Here is an 18,636-nt window from a genome sequence, read left to right on the forward strand (position 1 = left end):
AAATCACAAATGAAACAAATATTACCCTTTATCTTTTTAATCCTATTAGTTTGCAGTTGTAAATCGAAAAAAAGCTATTCGAGTAAAAAAAGACAGACACACACTGTTAAGGTAAATACTTCAGCCAAACCTTCAGAAGAAGCTGAATCTATCGTGAAATTTGCTAAAACATTTGATGGCACCCGTTACAAATATGGAGGCACTACAAAGCGTGGTATGGATTGTTCTGGCTTAATTTACACCAGCTTTAAGGAACATAACGTTAACCTACCTAGAACCACAGCAGGATTGCAAGGCACAGGCGATTGGATAGACCTAAAAGAAGTAAATGTTGGCGATTTGGTCTTTTTTGCAACCAAGAAAAATAGCAGAAAAGTAAACCATGTTGGTATCGTTACTAATGTTAGGGCTGGCAACATAGAATTTATACATGCGTCTAGTAGCAGAGGCGTTATGGTGTCTTCTCTAGCTGAAAAGTATTGGTATTTTGCTTTTGTGCAGGCTCGTAGGGTTTTGTAAATCTTTAATAAACCCCTTTCTCTATTTTAAACTCGCCATTTCCAAAAATTGATAATGTAATCCCTCCATGGATATTAAAACTTTCTGGCACAAAATCTTTATCATTTATAATAATTTCACCTGTACTATCTCTTACTTTAATATGTTTAGGCTTGTCCAAATAAGGTTTCATTAACTTTTTAAGTTTTCGCTTTATTCTTTTCTTATATTTCGGTTGCTCTAACATATCTGACCAAAGGTCATATATTAATACAAGCTTGCCTTCAATATAACAATAATACCTTGGACATATCATTCTATCTATCTCAGGACGATAGTACTGATCTTTTATAGAAATTTTGTATCTAAGCTCATCACCTTTGGTCTGTTTATTCACGTATTTATATCTCAATTCTACATAACCTCTATTCTCAAATACACTTTTTTTCTTTTTTGTACTACTAATAAATTTCTTTATTTGAGTTATCAAAATAGTATCTTGTAGTTCAATTTTATCTATACTAAAGTTTTGACTAAAAGCTTGCTGCATCATGATTATTAATAGAACACTAAGTACACTTTTCATAATTATCAATTAATTAATTTTTATATTAGTAACTAACATTCATGAAGTTACTAAATTTCACCATCATAAAGCTAACCATTTGTTTGGTTATTGGAATTGTATTAGCGCATTATTTTAATATCAATTTCAATATTGTTTTATACACAACAATTGGTTCAGTTATTCTACTTAGCATTTACTGGTTTTTACTGAGAAAGAAAATAGACAGACTACCATATTTTGGTTTATTGACGTACATTTCTATGATTTGTATAGGTATCACGTCTTACAACCTCCAAGATGAAAAACTACGAACAATCCATTATTCTCATCTACGTGCTGAAAATTCTAATGCGATTGTTTTCAAAATTAAAGAACGACTTAAGCCAGACCTTTACAACAATAAATATATCGTTTCCGTAAAGTCATTTAATAATGAAAAAGCCACTGGTCAATTACTGATTAATATTAAACGAGATAGTTTAACAAAATCATTTAATGTTGATGATGTATTATTCACCTCTACAGCATTAAAGGGTATTCAGAAGCCATTAAATCCGCATCAATTTGATTACAGCAAATATTTAGAATTGAAACAAGTTTACCATCAGTTATACTTAAAACAAGATGAGTTATTACTGCTTTCAGATTCTAAAACTACTATTTATGGTTATGCTGATAACTTGAGAACTACTATTAACGAAAAACTAATAGAAGCCGGATTCAAAAAAGATGCACTTAGTATTATGAATGCGCTATTACTTGGTCAGCGTCAAACTATTGACAAAACGATTTATAATAACTATGTAAATTCTGGTACCATACATATTCTTGCAGTTTCTGGCCTTCATGTTGGTATTTTATTACTAATTCTTAATTTTCTTTTTCGTCCACTACTCTATCTTAAACATGGACGCTTTTTAAGACCACTTGTTATTGTTATTCTGCTTTGGTTATTTGCCATAATTGCGGGTTTATCTCCTTCTGTAACGAGAGCAGTGGCTATGTTTAGCATTATAAGTATTGCCATGCATTTAAAACGACCAACCAATATTTATAACACCTTGGTTATTTCGGCATTTATAATTCTTTTGTTTAAACCTACTTTTCTGTTCGAAGTTGGTTTTCAAATGAGTTATTTAGCAGTTTTAGGTATTGTTAGCGTGCAACCAATTATTTATAAACTCTGGAAACCAAAGTATTGGATAATTGATAAACCTTGGCAGATTTTTACAGTGACCTTGTCCGCACAAGTAGGAGTTGTACCAATAAGTCTATTTTACTTTCATCAATTCCCTGGACTGTTCTTTATTTCTAATATTGTTGTGATTCCGTTTTTAGGTTTAATCCTCGGTTTTGGTTTATTAATAATTGTTTTAGTCTTACTGAATATATTACCCAACTTTATGGTCATTACTTATAGTTACATTATAGATAGCTTAAATAGCTTTATTGCTTGGGTTGCTCAGTTTGAAGATTTTCTGCTTAGAGATATTCCGTTTACGATACTACAAGTTATATGTTCTTATTTTATAATTATTGGATTTGTCCAAGTTTATAAGTATAAAACTTTTAAATGGGTAGCCATGAGTTTGTTTGGTATTATCTGTTTTCAAGGCATATCCTTTTATAACATTAACAAAACACAAAATGATGTCTTTATTGTCTTTAATAAAAGTCGTTTTTCTATAATAGGACAAAAAGAAAATGAGAAACTTATGGTGCATCATAATCTCGATTCTTTAAAACAAACAACCGATAATGTTATAAAAAACTTCAAAGTCGGTGAATCTATAGAACGTGTTACTTCTGATAGTTTACAATCTGTATATCAATTCAACAATAAAACTATTTTAGTGGTAGATAGCTTAGGAGTATACAATGGACTTAGCTTTAATCCCAATTCTGTTTTATTAAGAAACTCACCAAGATTAAATCTCAATCGTCTAATTGATAGTTTAAAACCAAAACAAATTATTGCAGATGCTAGCAACTATAAATCTTATGTAAAACGCTGGAAAGCAACTTGCGAGCATAAAAAAATCCCTTTCCATTATACTAATGAAAAGGGAGCTTATATTTTAAAATAACTAAACTGTCAGCTCAAATTTTTTATAAAAGAAAAAATATCAAGAACAAGGAATTCTATTCTCGATACAATTTTTCTAAACTAAGGTTTATAAAAATCACTCGAATTGACGAATTTTTTACTCTTTAAACGTTGGCTTAAAGGATTTGTAATATTCGTTAAACTGTTCTTGTGTTTTCATATCCTTGTATTTATCACTTTTAAATAGCTTTAAATACAACTCTAATTGCTGTGGTTTTAGATAACCCGTAACTGGCGTAATAAAATTAGCTTCTTCATCAAAAAACACCATCGTTGGGTATGCTCTTACATTAAGAAATCTTGAAAACTCATGCGCGCTATTTCTTCTATTAGCTTTGGTGGCATCATATTTTGGGTTTCCAAAGGTTTTATCTTTATACGTTACCGAATCATTGCCCTCTGCATTAAACTTTACAGCATAATAATGTTCATTTATATAATTTGCCACATCTGCATTACCGAAAGTATTTTTATCTAGCATCTTACATGGACCACACCAGTTGGTATAAACATCCATAATTATCTTTTTTGGTGCTGTTTTCTGAAGCTCAATAGCTTCTTCTATTGTAATCCAATTTATCTTTCCTTCTGTTTCTTTTTCAGCAGGTTTAAAAGAAGCTAATAGAAGTATAACAAATAAATATCCTAGTTTTTTCATTTGAAGATTTATATTTTTTAATAAGGTTAAATGTAATTCGTCAATAAACATTTTTAGTAGTTTCATATAACTACATTCCTCATTTTATAACTGATTTGTTGCAAAATTCACGCCCAACTTACAAAAAATGCTCCTTTTTAGGAGCATTTTAAGTTATTTTAACGGTTAAAACTGTTCTGACCTTAATCTATTCCATGCATTTTACGTTTTAACATTGGATTTAATAAGAACATTATTACAGCAGCAGCAATAGGTATAATAGTAAATATTAAAAAGAATGTAGTTAAACCATGCTCTTCCATTATAGGATCCATGTAACTACCAGTAAAACCACCTAATAGGTTGGCAAAGAAATTTGCAGTAAACCAAATACCAAACATCATACTTACTAATTTAACAGGTGCTAACTTACTTACATAAGATAATCCTACTGGTGACACACATAATTCCCCCATAGTATGAAGAAAATAAGCTACCACTAAATACATTAAACTCACTGAAGCTGTTTTTGCACCATCTGGAATGCCTGCAGAACCATAAGCCAATGCTGCGAATCCTAAACCAACTAGTAATAATCCTATAGCAAATTTAATTGGACCAGAAGGGTTGAATTTACTTTCCCATACTTTAGAAAATAATGGAGCAAACAAAATAATAAATAACGAGTTTAACACAGAAAACCAAGAGGCTGGCACTTCAGTTGTATCTGCTTGAAATTCTCTATTTAACATCCAAATTACAATACCCCAAATAATCACAAAACTTGCAGCTAATAATATATTGGCTAATGCATATTTTTTAAATGTTTGTTTAAATAACATAGCTAACACCCATGTAATAACTATCATAGGGACTACGGTTATAATTGTATTAACAATTTTAAAAGTTGTAGCAGCACTACCTTCAAGGGCTCTATCAGTGTAATCAGCTGCAAAAATGGTCATAGAACCACCTGCTTGTTCAAAAGCCCACCAAAAGAAAATTACGAACAATGAAAATATACCAATAACAAATAGTCGATCTTTTACTACCTTAGAATTCTCAGCTTCTTCAATAACATCCTCAACATTATCTTCTATTTTTTCTATACTATCTTCAATTACATCATCAAAATCTTCAGTTTGCTTAGGTGACAAACCTATTTTACCAAATATACTTTGAGTGAAATAAAATTGTAACATCCCTAAAAACATAAAAATACCAGCAAGTCCAAAACCATAATGCCATCCTACTTTTTCACCTACATAACCACATAAAAGAATTCCTAAAAATGCACCAGCATTAATACCCATATAAAATATGGTATAACCAGCATCTTTCTCTTTTCCCTGAGATTTATATAATTGACCAACCATTGAAGAAATGTTTGGCTTAAAAAAACCATTACCGATAATTAATAATGTTAAACCAGCATAAAAGAATATTGATGTCATTCCTTCTAGAGCCATTGCCGCATGTCCTAAAGTCATTATGAAAGCCCCAAGAACGACAGCTCTTCGATAGCCCATAAATTTATCCGCAATAAATCCTCCGATAATTGGTGTTATATAAACTAAACCTGTGTACCATCCATAAAGAACTAATGCATCTGCTCTTGTCCATTCCCATCCTCCATCTAGAACTGTCGATACTAAAAACAGAACAAGTAATGCGCGCATTCCATAATAAGAAAAACGTTCCCACATTTCAGTAAAGAATAGAACAAACAGACCTGCTGGATGTCCTAAAACGGTTTTTTGGTTCTCAGCTGAACCGCCAAATTTAAATTCCATATATATAATTATTTAGTTAGTTTAACCTTTAATTTTAGATGAAACCTCTTCCTTTTTATCATTTTTCTCTAGCTTATCACCTAAAGTTTTATTGATAAAATTGGTCATCTTTTTGTATAAATGCAAGCGTGTGTTTCCACCATAAATACCATGATTTTTATCTGGATAGATCATCCATTCAAACTGTTTATCTGTTTGAATCAATGCCTCTACCATACGCATGGTATTTTGTAAATGCACATTATCATCACCTGAACCATGAATTAGCAAGAAATCACCTTTAAGTTTATCTACATGATTTATTGGTGAGTTTTCATCATAACCACTTGGGTTTTCTTGTGGAGTCGTCATATAGCGCTCAGTGTAAATAGTATCGTAGAATCTCCAGCTTGTAACGGGCGCTACAGCAATTGCCATTTTAAAGACATCATTTCCCTTAAACAAGGCATTACTACTCATAAAACCTCCGTAACTCCATCCCCAAATTCCCATTCTGGTTTCATCTATATAAGGTAAAGCTCCTAATTTCTTCGCTGCTGCAATTTGATCTTCAACTTCGTATTTACCTAATTCGTTTTGCGTTACTTTTTTAAAGTCTGCCCCTTTAAACCCAGTTCCTCTGCCATCTACACAAGCTACAATATAGCCTTGCTGTGCTAGCATTTGGTACCAGTAATCATTTGCACTATTCCAACGATTAGCAACTTGCTGAGAACCTGGCCCAGAATATTGATACATAAATAAAGGATATTCTTTATTCTCATCAAAATCCGCAGGTTTAATCATCCACATATTTAGTTCATTACCATTAACATTTATAGTGCTAAACTCTTTCTTGGAGGTTACATAATCAGCAACTTTTTTTGATAATCTATCGTTATCTTTTATGCTTTTTACAACGTTACCAGACTTAGAACTATTTAAGGTATATTCTGGCGGAGATGTAGCACTAGAATGTGTATTAATAAAATAGGTGAAGTCTGCACTAAATGATGCGCTATTAGTACCATCCGTTTTAGTTAAGCGCTTTTTGTTTTTACCATTCAACTTAATGGAATAAACATCTCTATTTATAGAACCATTTTCTACCGACTGGTAATAAATAGTTTTTTCTTTTTCATTAAAACCATAATAATTAGTCACCTCCCAATCACCTTTAGTTATTTGATTTATTAGTTTTCCATTGTTATCATAGTGATAAATATGGTTGTAGCCATCCTTTTCACTCGTCCAAATAAAACTATTATCCTTTAAAAAAGTTAGGTTAAATGTTACATCTACGTAGGCTTTATCTTTTTCGGCTAAAACCAAATCAGATGTCATGTCTTTAGTGTTAATCATCCAAAGGTCTAATTCATTTTGATGACGATTCATATACTGTGCACTTAAGACATTGGCATCTTTAGTCCATTTTATTCTAGGTATGTAGAAATCGTTATATGCCTTATCAACTTTTAGTATTTTGGTTTTATTAGCATTTAAATCATATAAGTGCAGAGATACTTTTGAATTCGCTTCTCCTGCTTTTGGATATTTAAACACTTGTTGAGTTTGATATAAATCTGAACCAAAAACATCCATAGAAAACTCAGGAACTTCTGACTCATCAAAACGAATAAAAGCAATTTTATTGCTATCTGCATTCCAATCGAAAGCTCTTACAAAACTAAATTCCTCCTCATAAACCCAATCCGTGATACCATTAATAATTTTATTCTTTTCACCATCATTGGTAATTTGCTCAACATTACCAGAACTTAGGTCTTTAACATATAGATTATTTTGATAACCGTAAGCTACTTTAGTTGCATCTGGTGATAAAGTTGGTTCTTGCACCAAGTCATCAGAAACCTTTGTCACTTTTTTTAAAGCGATATCATAAACATAATATTCACCTAAAGTAGAACGTCTAAAAACTGGTTTAGAATTGGTAGTTAAAATTATTTTAGACTCATCTTCACTAAAACTATAATCAAAAAAACCTTGAATTTCTGCTATATCTGCAGAAGACACCAAGGTTTTTACTTTTTCTAAGGTTTTATAATCGTAAATATCGATAGTAGAAGTTCTACTTTGCCTATCAAAATTTAGAACTGAGTACTGCTTTCCATTTTTCATAGAATGTAGGGCTTGCATCCCTTCAGTTCTAAATGATCCACTCCATATATCTTGAAGCGTAATTTGTTTGTCTTGACAATAAACTAATGTAGTTGTTAAAAAGCCAATAATGGCAATGAAGTGTCTCAATTTCATACGTTTCTTGTTGTTATTTTAATTCATGGTTATATAGAACGTTCTCATTAGCAATATTTAACGCATTAATGCTAAAATCTATGAATGTTTTATATATCTCATTTTTCAATATAGCAATGCCAAGTTTACTAAAAATAATGCAAAAAACAGATATTATTAACAGTAAATCCGCAATTATTAGTTGTTATGCCACACTTTTTATGCCAATCCTAAGTATCTTTGTGTTTTAAAACTAAAAATAATATGCCAAACGCTATTTCTGGCTTTTCTAAGCTTAGTAAATCTGAAAAGATTGAATGGTTATTAGATTCATATTTCACCAATAAAGAAGCCGCAAGAATGCTGGTTAAACAATATTGGAATTCTAACGAACAACTTCAGAAATTACATGACGAGTTTATAGAAAATACGATTACTAATTACTACTTACCACTTGGTGTTGCTCCAAATTTTAAAATCAACGATAGGTTATACACAATACCAATGGCCATAGAAGAAAGCTCTGTGGTAGCGGCTGCTAGTAAAGCAGCAAAGTTTTGGCTAAATAGAGGTGGTTTTAAGGCAGAAGTAATTTCAACCACTAAAATTGGGCAAGTTCACTTTATATACAAAGGTGATTTTAACCAACTAAAGACTTTTTTCGAAAACGTAAAGTTCAAACTAATTTCTGATACTGCTGATATTACCAAGAATATGGAACGTCGTGGTGGTGGTATTGTAGATATAGAATTAAAAAATAAGTCTGACGATTTAGATAATTATTACCAACTACATGCAACTTTTGAAACTTTGGATGCTATGGGTGCGAATTTTATTAATTCGTGTTTAGAGCAATTTGCAACCACATTTAAGTCGGAAGCTGAGAAAAATTTAGAAGGTGATTTAAGCATAGTTATGAGTATACTATCTAACTATGTCCCTAATTGTTTAGTTAAAGCGGAAGTGTCTTGTAAAATAGAAGATTTAAAAAGTAAAGACATTTCTAAGCCTGAAGTATTTGCAAAAAAATTTAAGCAAGCTGTTAATATAGCAGAAGTAGAACCATATAGAGCTGTAACCCATAATAAAGGGATAATGAATGGTATTGACGCTGTTGTTTTAGCAACTGGAAATGATTTTAGAGCAGTAGAAGCCGGAGTACATGCTTATGCAGCAAGAAATGGCAAATATTCAAGCTTAACACATTGTTCTATTGATAATGATACTTTTAGATTTTGGATTGAAATTCCGTTAGCTTTGGGTACGGTTGGAGGTTTAACGAGCCTACATCCATTGGTGAAATTTTCGTTAGAATTGCTCGAAAAACCTGCAGCAAAAGATTTAATGCAGATTGTTGCTGTTGCAGGACTCGCTCAGAATTTCGCTGCTTTAAAATCCTTAACTACAACAGGAATACAAGAAGGGCATATGAAAATGCACTTAATGAATATTTTAAATCAATTTGAAGCCACTACAAAAGAGAAAACTCAAATTGTAGAACATTTTAAAACCAATATAGTGACGCATAGTGCAGTTGTTGAAGCTATAGAAAATTTAAGAAAATAAGTGACAATACTCTGGTGGCTGAGCGTAGTCGAAGTCACGTTAAAACATAGATGCCAAAAGGATACGTTTACATACTAGAATGTTCAGATGGATCGTACTATACAGGAAGTACTATAGATATAGATTTGCGTATAGAACAACATAATAACGGACAAGGTGCAAATCACACAAAAAAGCGTTTGCCTGTTCAACTCATTTATCTTGAAGAATTTCAAAGAATTGATGACGCATTTTATAGAGAGAAACAAATTCAAGGTTGGAGTAGAAAAAAGAAAGAAGCGCTTATTGAGAATAAATTTGAAGAATTAAATAAACTATCGGAATGTAAAAATGATAGTCATTACAAAATGTGGCTTCGACTACGCTCAGCCACCGAAAATCGACTAAGTTCAGCCACCAAAGACAATTCAATAAAATGACAATCAGTTCAAAGAAATTAAGAAGCAACGGCAAATTACTACTTACTGGAGAATATGTTGTATTAGATGGCGCAAAAGCACTTGCCATACCAACTAAATATGGTCAGAGCTTAAAGGTTGAAACCAATGACTTAAACACTATAGTTTGGAAAAGTTTTAATGAATTAGGTGAGATTTGGTTTGAGGATGTATTCTTAATTAAAAAGGCTTCTAACCGACTAAGTTTAAAAGCTAAAAACTATACCGAAATTTCTAAAAGACTTATTCAAATTTTAAAAGCAACTTATAACTTAAATCCTGAGTTTTTAAATTCTAACCAAGGTTATAATATTACAACACATCAAGATTTTAATAGACTTTGGGGATTAGGCACCTCATCAACGCTTGTTAATAATATTGCAAATTGGGCAAATGTTGACGCCTACAAACTTTTAGAAAAAACATTTAAAGGTAGTGGATACGATATTGCTTGTGCTCAAAATAATACACCGATAACCTATCTATTAAGATATAGCCAGAAACCGTTAGTTGAAGCAGTTAGCTTCAGTCCTGCTTTTAAGGCACAACTCTACTTTGTTTATCTTAACCAAAAACAAAATAGTAGAGATGGAATAGCTGCATATAAAAAAAATGCTAAAGTTGATACTGAAGTAATAAATAAGATAAATACTATTACTAATGCAATTATTTCTTGTGAATCACTTTCAGAATTTGAAGCACTTATCGAAACCCACGAGGAAATAATTTCTAATCTCATTAAACAAAAGACCATAAAATCTCGACTTTTTAAAGACTTTAATGGCAGTATAAAAAGTTTAGGTGCTTGGGGAGGTGACTTTGTTTTGGTGACTTCTAAGACTAATCCTACAGACTACTTTAATGATAAAGGATTTGATACTGTGATTCCTTACACTGAAATGGTACTTTGATTAAACTCTTAAATGCTGAAACAAGTACAGCATGCATAAAAATAAAAATGGCTTCACATTTCTGTAAAGCCATTTCTTTTTATTCTTTATTTAAAGCTAATTAGTAAACTGTTTTAGCTCTATTATCTTCTATATCAGCGGCTTTTTCTAAAGCTTGGTATACTTTACCTTGTACTATATTTTTACGCTGAGAATTTAATCTATTGATAATCGCTGCATAGTTATCTAGCTTTGTAGCCTCATTTACTTTAGTCACTTCAATTACATACACACCTTTTTCACCATCAATTGGCTTTGAGGTTGCTCCTTGTGCAAGACCAAATGCAGCACCAACAACCTTAGGCTCTACACCTGCTCCAGAAAGCGTTGTATTTTTTATAGTAAGTGCAGCTGCCGTTCTTGGACTCTGTCCATTATTTTTGGCAATATCATCGACTGTAGTTGCTGTAATTTTTGATCTAATCATTTCAGCTTTTTTCTCCTTTCTTATTTCCGGTATTGCAGTAATTGATGCGTTTTCAACACTCATTAGACCTTCTGGTCTTTTCTCTACAAGCTTAGCAACAATAAATCCAAAACCAGAAATTGAGAAGTTTTTGTATTCTCCAGTGTCTGTATCTTCATCAAATGCCCAACGTACTACCTCTCTCTGGCTTCCCAGACCAGGAATGTTTTCATCTAATTCTTTAAAGGTAATCGGCTTTACAGTTAACTCACGCTCAGCAGCTAAAGCATTAAAATCTCCTTCTTTTATAGCGATCTCAAACTTAGACATTTTATTAAAAACTTCATTAAGCGTTTCTTCAGAAGGTTCAATTTTATCTGCCAATGTTGCTACTTTAATAGCTTTGTTAAAACTCTTTTGCTCTAATATTTCAATTATATGAAAACCAAAAGATGTTCCTACAACATCTATATCTCCTGTTTTATTATCAAAAGAATAGGCTTTAAATTCTGGAGCCATACCTGCATTGTATGCAAATTCTAATTCACCATCGTTTTCATTACTTACTTTATCCGAAGATAATTCAAGTAAATCCATAAACTTAGTACCACTCTTTATTTTAGCTAAAATGCTATCGGCCATTTTCTTTGCTTCATCAACAGTCCTTGTAACATCTGGACCTGCATTAGAGGCACCAGCAAAAGGCACTAAAATATGACGCACATTTACCGTATCTGGTAATTGCTTTATCGCAATTACTTTAGATAATTTAAAATATTCACCATCTTTATATGGACCAAAATAATCGTTAACATTTAGATTCATCAATGTATCTTTAGCAACAGCAGGTAATTGAGCTGCTCTTAAAAACGAATCATTATAATTAATGTCTGAATTTATATTGATGAAATCTTCGATGTTAGTTGTAGAATCGAAACCTAAAATTGTGTCAGTACTCTTACTACTTTCATTCCACTCAGCTCTATTATTCTTTAAAGCTAATAAACCAGCTTTAATCTTATCCTCGTCTGCTTTAGAAGCTTCTTCTTTAAACTCTACATAAACAATTTCTCTAGTTTCATCTACCTTAAACTTTTCCTCATTCTTCTTCATGTAAGAACTAATGTCGCTTTTAGAAACTTGCACTAAGCTATCTGCTATACTTGTGTATGGCACTTGCACATAACGAATATCTACCGTTTTAGCATCACCAAAATATTCATCTTCAGCTTCAGATATTGTAGCACTCACACCAGCTTTAATCATATTGTAATATGTTTGCTGAATTGCATTTGCAGCAATAGTCTGCTCATTGTTTGTCCAACTATCATAATTCACTACAAAGTTTCCAAGTGGTGCAGTTTCACCATTTAAATCTTTTAAGTTTGCTATAAATGCATTTAATCGATTCACGTCAAAATTACCATTTGCATCCTGAAATTCCGGATATGATGAAAAACTAGTTTTTAATAAATCTCGCATTTCATCTTTTTCAACAGATAAGCCTAATGCTTCAAACTCAGACTCTAAAATAATCTTACGAAGTTCTTGATTATAGACTACATTCATTGCTTGCGTAGACGTTTGTCTTCCGCCAGCTCTGTCTTGATAGTTTTTTACTTTTTGTTGAAAATCTAAACGGTTAATATCTTTTCCGTTAATGGTTGCAACAACATCTTGAGATTCTCCAGAAAATGCTGTAGAATTTTTGAATAAATCCCCAATTACGAATGAAAATAACGCTAATGCTATTACTAATATTAGTATCAGTGAACGTTGTCTAATTTTATTTAAAACTGCCATAGTCCTTTTTGTATGTGTATTTGGTATAAATAAGTCTGCGAAAATAGTACTTTCTAGCAAATTAAAAAAGGAGAAGCTTAGTTTTTATAAGCGTTTAACTCAATTAATCTATTTCAAGAATTTTTAGAAGTACAACATCTATTTTCGTTGAAGAAACTTCCTCTATAGTAAACTTAAAGTTCTCAATAAGTACGTCTTCATTTTCCTGAGGGATTTCTTCTGTTGCATTAACAATTAAGCCTCCTAAAGTTTCATAGTTTTCGCCTTCGGGTAGATTTAATTTATAGGTTTCGTTGATGTAATCCACTTCTAATCGTGCAGAAAACTTATAGGTATTTTCATTGATATGTTCTTCAATTAGCTCAACTGTATCATGTTCATCTTCTATTTCTCCAAATAGTTCTTCAATAATATCTTCAACAGTCATAATACCAGATGTACCTCCATATTCATCAATAACTACAGCCATACTTCGACGCTTCTTAGTTAAAATATTAAGTACATCTTTAATAAGAATTGTTTCGGGTACAAAACCAACCGGAATAATAATAGACTTTATCGTTTTTGGCTTTTTAAAAAGCTCAAATGAATGTACGTAACCTAAAATATCATCGATAGTATCTTTATAAACTATAATTTTTGTTCGGCCTGTTTCAATAAATAACTGTCGTAAATTTTCGATACTATCCGAAATATCCACTGCAGTAATTTCAGTACGAGGCACCATAACCTCTCGTGCTTTAACTTCTGAAAATTCGAGCGCATTTTGAAAAATCTGAATTTCTGTATCCACATCCTCATGGTCTTCAACAGATTCCATTTGCTCACTAATGTAATTACCAAGTTCAACCTTGGTCATTGCTAAAACAGCATCTTCACCTTTAGCTCTAAACACATATTTTAAAACTGCATCTGAAATCCAAATGACAAAATCTGAAACCCATGAAAACAGCACATAAAATATATATGTAGGAAATGCTAAAATCTTCATCAATGAATTAGCATAAATTTGAAAAAACACTTTTGGTAAAAACTCTGCAGTGATTAATATAACAAGAGTAGAAATTATAGTTTGTGTTAGTAATTGTAAATCACCAAATAAATAAGATAAAGCTCTACTATCTGATGGCAGCATGGTATTAAACCAGCGCATTAATACATCGCCCATTTTAAAACCATATATAACCAATGCTATATTGTTACCTATAAGCATGGTTGCAATATACTTTGATGGCTTAGCTGTAAGCTTTTCGAGTATTTTACCTAAAAAATCCCCTTGCTTTTTTTCTAATTCAATATGAATTTTATTGGAAGACACATAAGCAATTTCCATACCCGAAAAAAAGGCTGAAAGTATAAGCATGCCTATAATAATGACTATATCGGCAGTCATAAATTATTTTTGGTTACGGTCTTCTATCTTTTTTCTGAAACGTTTTCTAAAGAAAAACATAAAAATTGCTAAAGCTGTAAAAAGCAATGACATGTAAGCTCTATTTCTATCAACTGACCAGTTAGTAATAGCATCCCAAAGAAATAATGCAGCAAAAATAATATAAGCGTACTGAAAGAATTTTAGAAGTTTCATTTATTAGAAGTAAGATTTATTTCTAAACAAAGGTAATCAATTATCGAGTTCAAAATCACCACCCATTTCATGAATTTGGTATTTCTTGAATGTTTTATCCGAATCAAAGCCATAGCCATAGGTCTGAGTAGTTGGTCCTTTAAAAGTAAAACGTTTATTGGTAAAAACCCATTCTAGCTTTTCGTTATAGAACAATTGATGCGTTCGTAAAGTATCTCCACTGTAGGTAGCAACTACTACTTCATCTCTTAAATCTATAATTCCAGTTTCTGTATAATAAATGGCGTAACGAGAGGTTATTGTTGTTTTATTATTGTCTTCGTCATAGACTATGAGCTCAATACCATTAGGAAACTCTGAAAAAGCAAAATCTCTATTAGAGTAATCTAACATTTTGGGACTTAAAAGGTTTGCTACAAGTCTTACGGCAGTATCTTCTTTAGTCTCTGTATATTTTAAATCAATGTTTTCGGCTTCACCTATAGGTTGGTTTTGAAGAACACCTATTTTCTGTACCTCATCAAAATCGTTTTTACACGAAAAAAACAAAGTCACAACAATTGCTGTGACTATGTTTTTTATAATATGTAAATTACGTTTTGTCATTAATTTTTTGGGACAGTAACTGAACGCTGAATCCAACATCCTATTTTAATTGTCTCACCTGCACACGTACAGTTAAAAATTTCTGATTTACTCGGTGCACTAGCTCTATAGCTCGCAGCTGTCTGAGCAGCAGCCTTTCTTAAACGACCATCTACTCTACCAGCTTTTTCTGCTTCTATTGCAGCTAACCAAAATACTGCTCTTTTATTAAAGTTAGTATCTCCACAGTTATTAGCACTCTTAGCATACATATTTGCAATTTGTAAATATGGTGAGCCATCTGAAGGGTTAAGTTTTAAAGCTTCCATGTAATATTGTCTCGCTTTACCATAACTTCCTCTTTTCTTAAAGTCTTGCGCTAACTTCTTATAAAGTTTTGCCTTTTTTAAAGGATCTGTTTCTAACTTAATTGTTTGGTCAAAATATTTTTGTTCATCAGTTAATAAGTATAGGTAGAAAGCAGTATCTGCACTTGGCTCAATACTATTCTTTTGTTCTACTAACTTTAAGAATAAAGGATCTTCTTTACATCCTTTAGCATACATACGGTTCATTGCACGTTGTAACCAAACTCCATTGTTTTTATTTTCTTCAAAATCTTTTTGGTAAAGTGGTATTAAAACTTCACATGTAGCTCTTTTACCTAATTTCTGATCCATACTAGAGGTTACTTTTTCATAAGCCTCTAAATTAGCTTCATAATTATTCTTTCTACTCACTTCCTTTTTAGATAAGGTCGTACCAGCTTCTTCTTTTTCTACTAACTTATTAAGTTTTTCGGTATAGCTTTTTTCTGCACCTTCAATAACTTCAATCACATCATCATACTTATCGAACATTTCTTGAGCTGTTTTTTTACCGGCATCAAACAAATCTACTATAAGAGAAAAATAAGTATATAATCCTTGTGCACTTGTAAAATTAGTAACATCCTTCTTATATGCTTCATCAAACATATTATATAACTGATCATCAGTTTTATTTAAGTCTTTTCTATACTTATAAGCCAAATTAGCTTTGTCAGCTAAAACTTCACCCAAAGGATATTTTGAAGCAAAGTGCTCTCTAGCTTGATCCCAAAGTAATAGTAAGTCGTTAATATGAGCTATTTTTTCTGCACCAGTTGACTTATCAATTTTGTGTTTTAAAATTTTCTCGCCGTAAGCATAAATTGCTCTATTGAATTTAGGACATTTTTCTCGTACTATTTTCCAAGGACCATAAGCGTCATCATACCTTTTGCTTTTATAATAACCATCAAAAAGTGATAGGTTATTCATACATTCTTCATCTTGCTGAGCAAAACCTATGTTACAACTCACAAAAAGTGCCAGTAATAGTATAGTAATTCTCGTCTTCATCTTAATTATTATTGTTAGTTATACTTCCTTTTTTCAAACCATCTAGAGTTCAAAGATAAACTTACGTTGAAGTTTATAAAATTCTCTTTGATTAAATTTTGTTTAGTTGTTCCGCGTTGTCCAAATTCTAAGCCTAAATTAGCATTAGAAAACAAATTCCTCTTTCCAACTGGTAAACCTAGACCAAAAGATATGCCAAACTCTTTAATTGGTTCATCTTTTATTACTAAACCAGTATTTGAAAAGTTAAATCCTGCTCTATATACTACACGTTTTAAATAGCCAGAAAAGGCATTATACTGGGGAATATAGAAACCACCTACTGACAATTGAGATGAATTCTCAAAGGTTGAAATTTGGTTACTAAATATTGGATTAGAAAAATCCGCAGTATTCATAAGCGTATATTCTGTACCAACAAACCAAGAATTTGGTTTACCCAGACCAACACCAAAAGCTAAACGAGATGGCATGGTTAAATCAGTATTTCTTAAATTATTAGATTCTAAATCTGCTTCAATTCTGCTAGATACTGCAATAACATCTCTAGAGATGGCATCTAAAGAGACTGTAGAAAATACACGTTCGTTCTCAGATGACAAATTAGTTTCGGGTGCATATGTGGCCGTTGCAGACAACTCCAACTCATCTGTTATCTTATCTTTAAATGCTAATCCAAAGTTTAAACTCAATCCACTTAAGTCTGACCTATTATACTCTCTAGTTTGGTATTGAGCTAAATCTCCTTCTGTAGTATATTCTAAAGCAATTGCCGTATTTTGAATATTTCCAAAATTGTAACTAATATCAACACCTGCATTAAGATTATCAGAAATTTGGTAGCCAAAACCAGCAAATACTCTATTAATTCCGCCTTCACCTCGATAGCGATTTATTAAATCATTATCATCATTTACATCATCGAGTTTATAACCAACTGAAGTATATGGTACCAATCCAAAACCAAAACCAAATCTTCCTATTGGTACTGATAAAGCTAAATAATCGAATGTTGAGCTATTAGCTTTACCCTCACCAAAATCACTTTTTAAAGTAGCGCTAGATGATGCTCCAGCGACGGTAAACTTTACGGGTCTGCTTTCGCCTTTAAAAACTGGCCCACTCAAAGATTTACCAGCATAAGCTGCAGGATTTCTAAGGTTAACATGGATACTATCTAAGTATACACCAATACCTCCCATACTACGATTTTCTACTGTACCCTTAAATTTAAGACTACCCAAACCATAAAAAGAATAAGGCGATGTGGTTCCTTGTTGTGCAAAAGCACTAGAACTGAGAATTGTAATACAAATTACAATGAGTCGTTTTATCATTATTTTGAATTAAAATCTAGAATAAAATTTAAACCTCCCAAAAGGAAATTTGAATTCGCAAATATGCTATTTTTTAATTGGTTTGACAAAAATTTGGCATCTCCTCCTGTTAAAATAACTGTTAAATCTGGGTATTTTAACTGATATTGGTCAACAACACCATCAATTTCCTTAATTACTCCAAATACAACACCAGAATGAATCGATGATTCTGTAGAGTTTCCAATTATTGTTTTTGGTTGGTTTGTATCTAATAACGGAAGATTTGCCGTTAAATTATTTAAGCTTTTATATCTCAGCCTAATACCTGGTGAAATTGCTCCACCTAAGTAATCGTTTTTGTCTGTTATAAAGTCGTAAGTAATACATGTACCAGCATCTATAATCAAAACATTTTTATCTGGAAATTGATTTACAGAGGCACTTACCAACGCTATACGATCAACTCCTAAAGTTTTTGGTGTTTTATAAGAATTTTTAAAAGGTAATTTTGTTTTATAACTTAACTCAATAACATCTATATCCTCTTTAATAATCTCAATCTGACTTTTTGATAACCGCCCAACTGAAGAAATAATTGCAGATTTAATATTGGGAAACTCTGTTTTTAAGACTTGATATTGTTTTTTAAATTCTGAAAGCTCAAAACTAATTTTATGGATAAGATCTGCATTTTTATATACGGCAAACTTTACAAAGGTATTCCCAACATCTACAATAAGATTCATAAATAATTTATTATTACAC

General features: G+C 31.8%; 16 protein-coding genes. 5 read left to right on the forward strand and 11 right to left on the reverse strand.

The genetic code is table 11. The features are described 5' to 3' along the window. The first annotated feature begins 9 nt into the window (after positions 1-9). On the forward strand, positions 10-519 hold the full coding sequence (locus tag H8K90_RS02360) for a C40 family peptidase (protein WP_186844332.1): 510 nt from the start codon (positions 10-12) through the stop codon (positions 517-519). A 4-nt stretch (positions 520-523) separates the two neighbouring features. Here the strand turns inward: H8K90_RS02360 and H8K90_RS02365 are convergent, their stop codons facing one another. Continuing rightward, positions 524-1,084 carry a hypothetical protein gene (locus tag H8K90_RS02365; RefSeq protein ID WP_186844333.1) on the reverse strand — a complete coding sequence of 187 codons (561 nt, stop codon included), beginning with the start codon at positions 1,082-1,084 and terminating at the stop codon, positions 524-526. 41 nt (positions 1,085-1,125) lie between these two features. On the opposite strand from H8K90_RS02365, the gene H8K90_RS02370 reads away from it, so the two are divergent. Then, on the forward strand, positions 1,126-3,153 hold the full coding sequence (locus H8K90_RS02370; RefSeq protein ID WP_246457489.1) for a ComEC/Rec2 family competence protein: 2,028 nt from the start codon (positions 1,126-1,128) through the stop codon (positions 3,151-3,153). A 117-nt stretch (positions 3,154-3,270) separates the two neighbouring features. Here H8K90_RS02370 and H8K90_RS02375 read toward each other — a convergent pair whose 3' ends face one another. The 3 genes from H8K90_RS02375 to H8K90_RS02385 form a co-directional block, all read right to left on the reverse strand. After that, on the reverse strand, positions 3,271-3,831 hold the full coding sequence (locus H8K90_RS02375) for a thioredoxin family protein (RefSeq protein ID WP_186844334.1): 561 nt from the start codon (positions 3,829-3,831) through the stop codon (positions 3,271-3,273). Between the two features lie 182 nt (positions 3,832-4,013). Beyond that, on the reverse strand, positions 4,014-5,603 hold the full coding sequence (locus H8K90_RS02380; RefSeq protein WP_186844335.1) for a peptide MFS transporter: 1,590 nt from the start codon (positions 5,601-5,603) through the stop codon (positions 4,014-4,016). A 21-nt stretch (positions 5,604-5,624) separates the two neighbouring features. Continuing rightward, a complete protein-coding gene (locus H8K90_RS02385; protein ID WP_186844336.1) occupies positions 5,625-7,856 on the reverse strand; it encodes a S9 family peptidase in 2,232 nt (743 codons plus the stop codon). A 243-nt stretch (positions 7,857-8,099) separates the two neighbouring features. On the opposite strand from H8K90_RS02385, the gene H8K90_RS02390 reads away from it, so the two are divergent. From H8K90_RS02390 to H8K90_RS02400, 3 genes are read left to right on the forward strand one after another with little or no spacing between them, the layout of a single operon-like run. Beyond that, the gene (locus tag H8K90_RS02390; RefSeq protein WP_186844337.1) at positions 8,100-9,401 is read left to right on the forward strand and encodes a hydroxymethylglutaryl-CoA reductase, degradative; all 1,302 of its coding nucleotides are present in this window, start codon (positions 8,100-8,102) and stop codon (positions 9,399-9,401) included. Between the two features lie 50 nt (positions 9,402-9,451). Further along, on the forward strand, positions 9,452-9,820 hold the full coding sequence (locus H8K90_RS02395; protein ID WP_186844338.1) for a GIY-YIG nuclease family protein: 369 nt from the start codon (positions 9,452-9,454) through the stop codon (positions 9,818-9,820). After that, positions 9,817-10,749: a GYDIA family GHMP kinase gene (locus H8K90_RS02400; protein ID WP_186844339.1), complete on the forward strand. Its 933-nt coding sequence runs from the start codon at positions 9,817-9,819 to the stop codon at positions 10,747-10,749. Before H8K90_RS02395 ends, H8K90_RS02400 begins: the two co-directional genes overlap by 4 nt. A gap of 100 nt (positions 10,750-10,849) precedes the next feature. On the opposite strand, the gene H8K90_RS02405 is transcribed toward H8K90_RS02400, so the two are convergent. The 7 genes from H8K90_RS02405 to H8K90_RS02435 form a co-directional block, all read right to left on the reverse strand. After that, complete coding sequence (locus H8K90_RS02405; RefSeq protein WP_186844340.1) at positions 10,850-12,997, reverse strand: peptidylprolyl isomerase; 2,148 nt, start codon at positions 12,995-12,997, stop codon at positions 10,850-10,852. Between the two features lie 103 nt (positions 12,998-13,100). After that, positions 13,101-14,390, reverse strand: a complete 1,290-nt coding sequence (locus H8K90_RS02410) for a hemolysin family protein (RefSeq protein WP_186844341.1) — start codon at positions 14,388-14,390, stop codon at positions 13,101-13,103. Positions 14,391-14,393: 3 nt separating this feature from the next. Continuing rightward, positions 14,394-14,585, reverse strand: coding sequence for a hypothetical protein (locus tag H8K90_RS02415; protein WP_186844342.1), 192 nt, complete (start codon positions 14,583-14,585; stop codon positions 14,394-14,396). Between the two features lie 36 nt (positions 14,586-14,621). Then, positions 14,622-15,191, reverse strand: a complete 570-nt coding sequence (lptC, locus tag H8K90_RS02420; protein ID WP_186844343.1) for an LPS export ABC transporter periplasmic protein LptC — start codon at positions 15,189-15,191, stop codon at positions 14,622-14,624. Next, on the reverse strand, positions 15,191-16,552 hold the full coding sequence (locus H8K90_RS02425; protein ID WP_186844344.1) for a hypothetical protein: 1,362 nt from the start codon (positions 16,550-16,552) through the stop codon (positions 15,191-15,193). The genes lptC and H8K90_RS02425 overlap by 1 nt, the downstream gene beginning before the upstream one ends. A gap of 14 nt (positions 16,553-16,566) precedes the next feature. Further along, on the reverse strand, positions 16,567-17,889 hold the full coding sequence (locus H8K90_RS02430) for a hypothetical protein (RefSeq protein ID WP_186844345.1): 1,323 nt from the start codon (positions 17,887-17,889) through the stop codon (positions 16,567-16,569). Beyond that, on the reverse strand, positions 17,889-18,617 hold the full coding sequence (locus H8K90_RS02435) for a type III pantothenate kinase (RefSeq protein ID WP_186844346.1): 729 nt from the start codon (positions 18,615-18,617) through the stop codon (positions 17,889-17,891). The genes H8K90_RS02430 and H8K90_RS02435 overlap by 1 nt, the downstream gene beginning before the upstream one ends. Positions 18,618-18,636 lie beyond the last annotated feature (19 nt).

Origin of the sequence: Winogradskyella echinorum (assembly GCF_014297365.1) — a bacterium.
Classification (GTDB): domain Bacteria; phylum Bacteroidota; class Bacteroidia; order Flavobacteriales; family Flavobacteriaceae; genus Winogradskyella; species Winogradskyella echinorum.

Bases quoted from the DNA above. Each gene is read 5' to 3' on its own strand.
- H8K90_RS02395 (WP_186844338.1), top strand. From the start codon at position 9,452: ATGCCAAAAGGATACGTTTACATACTAGAATGTTCAGATGGATCGTAC.
- H8K90_RS02360 (WP_186844332.1), top strand. From the start codon at position 10: ATGAAACAAATATTACCCTTTATCTTTTTAATCCTATTAGTTTGCAGT.
- H8K90_RS02375 (WP_186844334.1), bottom strand. From the start codon at position 3,831: ATGAAAAAACTAGGATATTTATTTGTTATACTTCTATTAGCTTCTTTT.
- H8K90_RS02435 (WP_186844346.1), bottom strand. From the start codon at position 18,617: ATGAATCTTATTGTAGATGTTGGGAATACCTTTGTAAAGTTTGCCGTA.
- H8K90_RS02370 (WP_246457489.1), top strand. From the start codon at position 1,126: ATGAAGTTACTAAATTTCACCATCATAAAGCTAACCATTTGTTTGGTT.
- H8K90_RS02380 (WP_186844335.1), bottom strand. From the start codon at position 5,603: ATGGAATTTAAATTTGGCGGTTCAGCTGAGAACCAAAAAACCGTTTTA.
- H8K90_RS02390 (WP_186844337.1), top strand. From the start codon at position 8,100: ATGCCAAACGCTATTTCTGGCTTTTCTAAGCTTAGTAAATCTGAAAAG.
- H8K90_RS02410 (WP_186844341.1), bottom strand. From the start codon at position 14,390: ATGACTGCCGATATAGTCATTATTATAGGCATGCTTATACTTTCAGCC.
- H8K90_RS02425 (WP_186844344.1), bottom strand. From the start codon at position 16,552: ATGAAGACGAGAATTACTATACTATTACTGGCACTTTTTGTGAGTTGT.
- H8K90_RS02385 (WP_186844336.1), bottom strand. From the start codon at position 7,856: ATGAAATTGAGACACTTCATTGCCATTATTGGCTTTTTAACAACTACA.
- H8K90_RS02365 (WP_186844333.1), bottom strand. From the start codon at position 1,084: ATGAAAAGTGTACTTAGTGTTCTATTAATAATCATGATGCAGCAAGCT.
- H8K90_RS02415 (WP_186844342.1), bottom strand. From the start codon at position 14,585: ATGAAACTTCTAAAATTCTTTCAGTACGCTTATATTATTTTTGCTGCA.
- H8K90_RS02400 (WP_186844339.1), top strand. From the start codon at position 9,817: ATGACAATCAGTTCAAAGAAATTAAGAAGCAACGGCAAATTACTACTT.
- H8K90_RS02405 (WP_186844340.1), bottom strand. From the start codon at position 12,997: ATGGCAGTTTTAAATAAAATTAGACAACGTTCACTGATACTAATATTA.
- lptC (WP_186844343.1), bottom strand. From the start codon at position 15,191: ATGACAAAACGTAATTTACATATTATAAAAAACATAGTCACAGCAATT.
- H8K90_RS02430 (WP_186844345.1), bottom strand. From the start codon at position 17,889: ATGATAAAACGACTCATTGTAATTTGTATTACAATTCTCAGTTCTAGT.